The following is a 9,128-nucleotide window of genomic DNA, read 5'->3' on the forward strand; positions in this document are numbered from 1 at the left end:
ACCATGTGCTGCGCGGTCTTGCGCGGGTGGGGGCAGGTCAGGAGGCGTTGTCGACCTTCAGGCAGAAGTCCTTGTCGGTGACGTGCTCGGTCAGGTAGTGGGCGGTGATCAGGGCTGTGATGTCGTACGTGGACGAGGTGATGTCGTCCGGCTTCAGGGACGGGTCGAGCCACTGCTGGATTCCCTTGCCCGGCTGGGAGAACGCACCCGCGCTCTGCCCCTGCTGGACCTTGAACGGCTTCGTCACCTCGAAGCAGTGGTAGTTGGCGTCGCCCCCGTTGAGGGAGTCCGGCGGAAGGGCGCGCTGGGCGAACGGGGTGCCGGCGGTGGCCACGTACGCGCCGTAGTCGTTGTTGCCGAACCGGTCCAGCTTCTGGTGCTCCATCAGCTCCTGTTCGGTCATGTCGAGGACGCCGTCAATCTCGTTGAAGCCTTGGTGGTCCGGGTACTTCCATCCTCTCCAGTCCCGGTACCAGTCCAGGAACCGTGCCGGCGTCACGCCGCCCAACCGGTCGTATCCCAGCAGCAGTTGGGACACCAGGGGGTCTGTCGGCACGTTGACCGGCCCGAGCTCCTTCCGGGTGCAGAGGTAGGCGTCGGAGCCGGCTTCGTGGACCTTGGGGACGCCGTCGCACTCCGCGATCGGCACGGTCCGGGAGGCGGGGGACTGCGCGAAGGCGCTGTCGGTGGCGGTCAGCCCCGTCAAGGGCAGGGCGACCGCCAGGGAGAGGGCGGCGAGAGCGAGGGGACGCATGGGCAGGCGGCTCCGTTCGGGGCGTGGGGAGGAAGGCGCCGCGGGGACCGGCTCGCACAGGGAGCCTTCCGGTCGCCGGACACGCGCACAGTTACGCACGGCGGTGCCAGTCCGTGCACGCACAAACCGTTCGCTGTCGCGGATGCCCACTCGTCCGGCCGATGCCGCCGGCGGCGGACGGAGGTCATCGGTGGCCGGCCCGCGGCTGATGCCGAGAAGTTCCGTCCCACCTCAGGCCCATCACCCTTCAGGAACGCAGTGTCCCTGTGTCAGGACGCCCGTGACCGCGACGCGTACGGGTCTGACCGGGTCATGAGTGCCGGCAGAACTCCGCGTCGGCGAGGTCGCGGGCCGCCGCGCCCTGGAGCGCGAGGCGGTCGGTGTTGAAGTAGACGGTCATCCGGTGGCGGGTGTTGCGGGTGGAGACCGTGAGGGCTTCGAATCCGTAGCCGCCACCGCGGTATCCCCAGAGCTCGACCCCGCAGGAGGTGGTCATGCGGGCAATGCCGAGGCCCTGGTCGTCGATGCCGGCGGGCACGGTGGTGGTCATCTCCCGCAGCTGGGCCTGGGGTAGCAGCCGGCCGGCGAGCAGGGCACGGTAGAAGCGGTTGAGGTCGTCGGCCGTGCTGATGATCTCGCCACTGGCGCGGATCGCCGAGGGGTTGAACTCCGTGACGTCGACGCCTGGCGGGGGCATTTGGACCTGGGCGGTGGAGTAGGCTCGGCCGGACGGCCGGGGCAGCGACTCGCGGGTGCCCGGCGAGTCGGTGCCCCGCAGGTGGAGCGGGTCGATGATGCGACGGTGCAGCTCGTGCTCGTAGGAGCTGCCGGTGATCCGTTCCACGATCATCGCGGCCAGGAGGTAGTTGGTGTTGGAGTACGCGAACCTCTCGCCGGGTTTGGCCGTGGGGGGCTTCGACATCGCGACGGCCAGGAGTTCCTCGGGTGTCCAGGTGTCGTGCAGGTGCTCGAGCCAGATCGGCCCGATCTGGTGCAGGGCGGGGTCGTTGAGGTAGTTGTACACACCGCTGGTGTGGTTCAGCAGCTGCCGGACGGTGATCAGGCGGCCGTCGTGGCCGTGGCCCCGGACCATGCCCGGCAGCCACTTCTCCACGGTGTCGTCGATGCCGAGCCGCCCCTCCGCCTCCAGCTGGAGCACGAGCACGGCTGTGAACGTCTTGGTGATGCTGCCCACCCGGAAGTGGTCCGCCGGACGGGGCGGGCGTCCCGTCCTCCGGTCCGCCACCCCTGCCGTTCCCACCCATCGGCCTTCGCTCTCGGCCACGGTGACGAGGACCCCGGGCGCGCCGTCCCGTACTGCCCGCTCCATCGCGGCCCGCGTCAGTGCGTGCCCCGGCCGGCCGGTGGGGCCGGCCGGCACGGCGGCGGCAGAAGGGGACGCCGGGACCGGCAGGATGACGGTCAGAAGTGCGGCGGCCACGGCGGTGAGAATGGCCGGGCCTCTTCCGGTGGCCACGGGCATGGTCGTGCTCCCTCTCGGGGCGGGGATCATCGGTCCTCAGTCAAACAGAGGCACCACCGCCCCGCATGCGGGGCGAGCCTCTGGCGTCTGCCCCGTTCCGGCAAGGAAACCGCAGGTCACCCTTCGGCTCCGACGCCGCGAGCGGAGCCGGGGCCGAACCCCGGCCGGTGCTGTCCGGTGCGGCCGAGGACCCCGACATCCGGATGGCCCAACTCGTCACCACCCCGCTCACCCCTCGGGCCACCGCCGCACCGGCCGCGTTCGGCCGGGCCTGCGAGGCGACCACCCGCACCCTGCGCCTGACGCCCGGGGACCGTTCGAGCCGGACTGCTGCTGCGCCATGGCGGGGACGCGGGGGTTCCGCTCCGCAGTTGTTACTGTACGAATCGTGCGCGGATCCCGCCTGGCGGGAGCGTCCGCTCGGATCGTCGGCCGGTCCGGGGACCGTCCGGCGGGCCGGCCGAGAGCGTGACGTCGGACGGCCAGGACCGGATCCGCGAGCGCCGACCCGTTGGGGCTGAGCCGGGTCCTCGGCATCGCGGAGCGCACCGCGGAGCTGCCCGGGGAGACGGCCTCCGGCCTGGAGCGGGGGAGGACCCCGCCCCGGGCCGGAGGCCGGAACCGCGGAACCATCGGTGCGTACGCCGGTGTTGTCGGGACGCAGCGGCCTCAGCGGCAGAGGGCTGCTTCGACGACCTTCTCGACGTGCCTCAGGGCGGCCTTGTCGGCCGGGCGGGAGGTCACGGCGATGTCGGCCGCGGCGCTGCCGTCCTCGGTGACGCCGCCGCGGGTCTCGTAGCCGGGGAAGCTGCCGCCGTGGCCCCAGTAGAGGCCGCCGCCGCAGGGCAGGGGCCTGCTCACGAGGCCGAGTCCGTAGGCGGCGCCGGGGCCGATGCTCTCGGCGGGGACGGTCTTCTTCATCTCGGCGAGCTGGGCGGGCGGGAGGAGGTCGCCGTGGAGGAGTGCGGAGAAGAAGCGGTTGAGGTCGGAGTTGGTGGAGACGAGTTGGCCGGCGGCCCAGCCGAAGGACGGGTCCGTCTCCGTGACGTCGCGCAGGGGTGCGTCCGGGGTGTCGCGGTAGTAGCCCTTGGGGTGCGGTTCGCGGATGGTGGTGTCGCCGGGGGCGGGGAAGTAGGTGTGGTGCAGGCCGACGCGCTTGACGATGCGGTTGTCGATCTCGGCGGCGAGCGCGCGGCCGGTGACCCGTTGGACGATCAGGCCGGCCACGAGGTAGTTCGTGTTGCTGTAGTTGAACCCGCTGCCGGGGGCGAAGTCGGCCTTGAACCGCAGTGCGTTGTCGAGGAGGTCGCGCGGCTCGTAGTAGTGGAACGAGGCATCACCCCTGAGGTACTCCGGGAGCCCGCTGGTGTGCTGGAGGATCTGGCGGACGGTGATGCTCCGCCCGTCGATGCCGTCCCCGCGGACGAGGCTCGGCAGGTAGGTCTCGACGGGTGCGTCGAGGCCGATCCTTCCTTCCGCGACCAGTTGCAGGACGACGACCGCGGTGAAGGTCTTGGTGTTGCTGCCGACCCGTACCTGGCCGTCGACCGGGACCTTCGCCTTGGTGGCGAGGTCGCCCACGCCGGCGGTGTAGTTGCGGGCACGGCCGTGTCCCTTCTCGACGTTCGCCAGCGTGCCGACGATGCCGTCGTCCCGCACCAGTGCGTCGAGGCCCTGCTGGACGGTGTCCGGCTTCGGTGCCGCGAAGGCCGCGGACGGGGCCAGTACCCCCGTGGTCAGGGCGCCGACGGCCATCGCGGCCACCAGGACCTTCCTGTGCCGGGACGGGGGGACGGTCTGCCGTGCCTGCTTGCGCATGTGTCAACTCCGGTTGATCGTCGAGGAGGTCGGCGGGTCCCGCCGTTGCCCCCACCCTCTCCGGAGCGGACCACCTGCGACGATGCCGCTACCCACCCGGTCGTGGGTGGGGTTGTCCCCCGGTATCCGCAGGAATGACGGGTTCACGGCAGTATGGCCGCCACCGGGCAGTTCGGTGTACCGGGCATTCCCGGTGTCGCCCGGGCGGGTGCGGGCGACGCGGGCCGCCGACAGGGGCCCGGGCCGCTCACCGCGGTTCGGCGACGAGCAGCGGGCCGCGCGGGCGGACGGTGGCGGCGGTGGCGCTCTCCCGGACGGGGGCGGCCGTGGCAGGCCTGAGTCGCAGGCGGGCGAGGACGGCTGCGGCGACGACGAGCATCTCGGTCCAGGCGAAGGACTCGCCGACGCACTTGTGCCGGCCCGCGCCGAAGGGGATGAACAGCCTGGGTGGGGAGTGGCCTTCGGGAAGGCGCCAGCGGTCGGGGTCGAACCGCGACGGGTCGGGGTGGAGCCGCGGGGAGCGGTGCAGCGCGGTCGGGCTGAAGAGGATCTCCGCCCCCGGGGGCAGGAGGACGCCGCCATACTGAAGCGGCTCCACTGCCCGGCGCATCAGGATCCAGTTGGGGGTGTGGAGGCGGAGGGTCTCGCTGATCGCGTGGCCCGTGCGTTCCAGGAGCGGCAGGTCGTCCGGGGACACCGCGCCGTCGGGGGCGACGGCGCGCACCTCCTCGCTCAGCTCGTCCTGGAGGTCCTGGTGCCGGGCGAGTTCGTGGAAGAGCCAGGCGAGCGTGGTGGCGGTCGTCTCGGTGCCGGCCAGGAGTAGCGAGACGGCCTCGTCCCGGACCTGGGCCGGTGGCATGGCGAGGCCGGTCTCCTCGTCGCGGGTGGTCAGCAGCAGGGACAGCAGCGTGTCGTCCGGGCCCTGGTGCGGGGCGGCGGCCTGGGTGACGATCTCGTCCACGACGGTGCGCAGGTCCCGGACCGCCGCGTCGAAGCGCCGGTTGGCCGGTACGGGCAGCTTCTCCAGCAGCGGCGACGGATAGAGCGCTCGCTGGACGAATCCGGTGAGGACGACGGGCACGGCCCGGTCGATCCGGGCCTTCTGGGCGCGGTTCAGGCGGGTGGCGAACAGCGCCTCGACCACGATGTCCCGGGCGAGTTCGTGCATCCGCGGCTCGATCGGCGCCGGCCGTCCGGTCTCCCAGCGGGACACCGCCGCCGCTGCCAGCCGCGCGGCCAGGGCGGCGTACCGGCGGATGCTGTCGCGGTGGAAGGCCGGCTGGACCAGGCGCCGCTGGCGGAGGTGGAACGCGCCCTCGGAGATGAACAGGCCGTTGCCCAGCACACCGCGGGCCTTGTCGAAGACGAAGCCCTTCTCGGTCTTCGCGGCGTCCTGGACGAGCAGCCGGTGGACCAGCCCGGGATCGGTGAGGACGTGAACCGGCCTGCACCACAGGTGGATCCGCACCACCGGGCCGTGGTCGGCGAGCGACTGGAGGAACGGTACGGGGTGGGTCAGCAGCGGGAGCAGGTGGCCGAGCAGGGGCAGGCGGCCCGGTGCGCACGGCGCGCGCGGCGCGCTGCCGGGCGGGGCGGCGTCCTCGCGCATCAGTGCCTCGCCGCGGGGGCCGGCACGTCGAACCGGGAGCTGCCGCGGGACCAGTCGATGTGCCCGCGCAGCCACAGTCCCAGGCTCCGGGCGTAGGCCGAGGCCGCGTCGCTGCCGTCCGTGCGGATGGCTCGGCTCAGCTCGACGAACGCGCGCATCTCGGCGTCGCGCATGGCGACGGCCGCCTGTCGGGCCTCGGCCGGGGAGCAGTGGTGGTGGCGGGCGAGGACCTCGACCAGGTTGTGGCGGCCCTGGCCGCCCGCGGCCTCCTTGGCGTGGGAGTACAGGTCGTTGTCCCAGCTCACCAGGTTCGCGGTGAGGTCCCTGAGCCTGCGCAGCGACGGCCCGTCCGCCTCCGCGGCCGGGACCTCGTAGCCGGCCGCGATGTCGACCAGGGCGAGGCAGGTGTACGTCGCCCCGGCGTGCCGGCGCATGGCCACGTACTCGGACAGGCCCGGTACGGTGCCCGCCTCGCGGTTGGCGGCCTCCCACACCTGGGCGGAGAGGTAGTCGCGGACCGTGCACTCCCACCGGAACAGCTGCGAGGGCGAGGCCTGCACGGCGACCCGGTCCCGGATCTCCCGCAGGGCCGTCGCGTAGGCGCCGACCGGACCGAACAGCTCGTCGCCGGGCGGCTCGGGGTCGACCACCCGGGAGAGGATCGCGGTCGTACGGGCCAACGGCCCGGGGCGCTCGCCGCGTTCACGGTCCTCGCAGTACCCGTCGTCGAAGGCGAAGAGCCAGACGTACCAGTCGGACAGCAGGCGCAGCATCCCGGCGGAGACCTCCGGGTTGGTCCGTGCGGCCAGATGGCCGCTGCGCTGGCGCCCGATCCGGTCGGACTGCCGATGGCGTCCGTCCAGCAGCCGGTGGCGCGTCAGCCAGTCCAGGCTCTGCCGGTCGGCCTGGTCGGCGTGGGGGTTCGTCAGGGAGGGGAAGGGGCACCACAGGTCGTCCGGGGCGCTGTGTGGTTGCCCGTCGCGGAGATCGGTCATCACTGTGTCGGCCTTCGTCTGATGGGGGAAGTGGCCCGCCGGCCCGCCGCCGACCGCGGGTGCGCCGGGGTCCGGGACTGGTGAGGACGCTACGGCGGCGGGAGCCGGGACGCTTGTGCGTCCGTGCACGGGGGGTGTCCCAGGAGGGAACCGGCGGGTCGGCAGCGGGAGCGGGCGGCCGAGCAGGGGCGCGGGCACGCTGCGCGCCCGGGGGCCTACCCGCCGTAGTTCCGGGGCGGGCTGACGGATTGTAGCCTTGGGTTCCCGTGGAGCGGGCCGTGGGAACCCGAGGGGGACGAGAGTGGTGGACGGGCGGGTTCCGGCCCTGGTCGGTCGGCAGCGGGAGACGGAGCTGCTGACGGCGGCGCTGGTCCAGGCCGTGGACGGTGCGAGCGGTTCCACCGTGCTGCTGCGCGGCGAGGCGGGGGTCGGCAAGAGCACGCTGCTGGCCTGGGTGGAACGCGCGGCGCGGGAGCGCGGGTTCACCGTCCTGCGCGCGGTCGGCTCCGAAGCCGAGACGGACCTCGCGTTCGGAGCCATCCACCAGACCTTCTGGGCGCCGCTCCAGCGCTCCACCGCTCTGTCCGCCCATCAACGGGAGGCCCTGGAGAGCGCGTTGGGCGTCCAGCCCGGTGCACCGAGCGGCCTCGCCGTCGGAGCCGCCGCGCTGGCACTGCTGGAGGAGACGGCGCGGGCCGCGCCCACGCTGCTCCTCGTGGACGACCTGCACTGGATCGACTCGTCGAGCGCGACCGTCTACGCCTTCCTCCACCGGCGCTGCGCCGAGCAGCGGGTGGTGGTCGTCGGCGCCACCCGCCCGGACGGGCCGGCCGCCCGGCTCTGGTCGGCCGAGGCCGTCGACGTGCGGGCCCTGCCCCGGACGGACGCGGCCCTGCTGCTGGGCTCCCGCTACCCCGAACTCGCCCCGCCCGCCAGGGACCGGGTGCTGGCGGAGGCGGCTGGGAACGCGCTGGCGCTGGTGGAGCTGCCGCGCCAGCTCGCGGCCGCCCAGCAGCGCGGAGCCGCGCCACTGCCGGAGCGGCTGCCGCTGGGGCGGAAGCTGGAGCGGATGTTCACCGAACGGCTGGACGCGGTGCCGCCGGAGGCCGGCCGCCTTCTGCTGCTCGGCGCCCTGGCCGCCGGTCCGGACTTCGGCAGCGGTGAGTGGCTGCGCGTGGTCGCGGACGAGAGCGCGCGGGAGATCCTGGAACGGATCGAGGCCGACGGGCTGGCCCGGCTCGACCCGGCCGGGCAACTGGTGTTCCGGCACCCGCTGGTGCGTACCGCCGTCGTCTCCGCGGCCTCCGACACCGCGCGCCGCGAGGCGCACCGTGCGCTGTCCGACGCGCTCGCGCCGGGCGACCCCCGGCGGCTGGTCCACGAGGCCGCCGCCGCGCTGCTGCCCGACGAGGACCTCGCGTCCCGCCTCCAGGAGGCCGGCCGCGACCTCGCCCGGCGCGGCGGCGACGCGGAGGGCGCGCTGCTGCTCGAACGCGCCGCCACCCTCAGCCCCAGCTCCTGCGAGCGCGCCCGCAGGCTCACCTGGGCCGCGGTGATGTCCGCCCACGGCGGGCAGCTGCGGCACACCGCGGCCCTGGTGGAGGAGCTGAAGGCCAGCACCGTGCCCGAGGACGTCGCCCCGCTGTTCGGGTACGCGGTGGTCTACGTCGACCAGAGCCACCACGTCGACTTCGAGTCCTCCGCCGCCCTGCTGCCCGCGGCGCTTGACGCGCTGACCGCGCCGGGCGCCGAATCCTTCGGCGGGCTGCTCGAACAGGCCTACTTCAAACTGCTCCTGGCCGCCACCTACACGGACGACCCGTGGGCCTGGCAGGCCCTGGAACGGCACCGGGAGAACGTCTCCGAGGCGGGCCGGCTCTGCCTGCGCGCGTGGACCGACCCGGGCCCGGACACGGCCGCCGCGCTCCGGACGGCGGCCGCGGACCTGAGCGAGGAGCAGGAGGCCGGTGCCGCCTGGCTCCTGCTCTGGACCGCCTCGGCGCTCGACTGCCCCGAGGGCGACCTGTGGCGCCGCTTCACCGGGCTGCACGGCTACGCCACCCAGGGCTCGGTCGCCAAGGCCAGGTGCCAGCAGGACTTCCTGCTCGGACACTGGGACCGGGCGGCCGTCTGCCTGCGCGAGGCCGAGATCGCGGACGAGCTCGGCTACCGCACCAACGCCCTGATGTTCCGCCAGTACTACGCCCACTTCCTGGCCGGACGGGGCGACGAGGGCGGCCTGCGGGAGATCGAACAGGCCGTCCGGCCGACCGCCACCCGCGCCCGGATGCGGTACGTCCTCGACCGCCTGAGCCACCTGCGCGGCCTGGCCGCGCTCGCCCACCGGCGCCACGAGGAGGCGTACGCCCACTTCTGCGAACTCACCCCGCCCGGACACCTGCCCGGCGGCCGGCCCTGGCACCACACGCTGGTCCTCGACCTGGTGACGGCCGCCGTGCACACCGGCCG

Annotated in this window: 6 protein-coding genes; 1 reads left to right on the forward strand and 5 read right to left on the reverse strand. The window is 73.5% G+C overall.

Going from position 1 to position 9,128, the window contains the following annotated elements; translation table 11 throughout:
- Positions 1-37: 37 nt before the first annotated feature.
- From ACFU6K_RS20860 to ACFU6K_RS20880, 5 genes are all read right to left on the reverse strand, one after another.
- Positions 38-754 (reverse strand): TNT domain-containing protein, encoded by a 717-nt coding sequence (locus ACFU6K_RS20860; RefSeq protein WP_380665091.1) that lies wholly within the window; start codon positions 752-754, stop codon positions 38-40.
- A gap of 310 nt (positions 755-1,064) precedes the next feature.
- Positions 1,065-2,267, reverse strand: coding sequence for a serine hydrolase domain-containing protein (locus ACFU6K_RS20865; RefSeq protein WP_380665093.1), 1,203 nt, complete (start codon positions 2,265-2,267; stop codon positions 1,065-1,067).
- Positions 2,268-2,906: 639 nt separating this feature from the next.
- On the reverse strand, positions 2,907-4,055 hold the full coding sequence (locus ACFU6K_RS20870) for a serine hydrolase domain-containing protein (RefSeq protein WP_380665095.1): 1,149 nt from the start codon (positions 4,053-4,055) through the stop codon (positions 2,907-2,909).
- A 247-nt stretch (positions 4,056-4,302) separates the two neighbouring features.
- Complete coding sequence (locus tag ACFU6K_RS20875) at positions 4,303-5,664, reverse strand: cytochrome P450 (protein WP_380665097.1); 1,362 nt, start codon at positions 5,662-5,664, stop codon at positions 4,303-4,305.
- Positions 5,664-6,659, reverse strand: a complete 996-nt coding sequence (locus ACFU6K_RS20880) for a hypothetical protein (RefSeq protein WP_380665099.1) — start codon at positions 6,657-6,659, stop codon at positions 5,664-5,666. The genes ACFU6K_RS20875 and ACFU6K_RS20880 overlap by 1 nt, the downstream gene beginning before the upstream one ends.
- Positions 6,660-6,963: 304 nt before the next feature.
- Between ACFU6K_RS20880 and ACFU6K_RS20885 the strand changes: the two genes are divergently transcribed.
- The coding region (locus tag ACFU6K_RS20885) for a BREX system ATP-binding domain-containing protein (RefSeq protein WP_380665101.1) at positions 6,964-9,128 on the forward strand (2,165 nt) is incomplete at its 3' end.

Source organism: Kitasatospora sp. NPDC057512, assembly GCF_042802135.1.
Taxonomy (GTDB): domain Bacteria; phylum Actinomycetota; class Actinomycetes; order Streptomycetales; family Streptomycetaceae; genus Kitasatospora.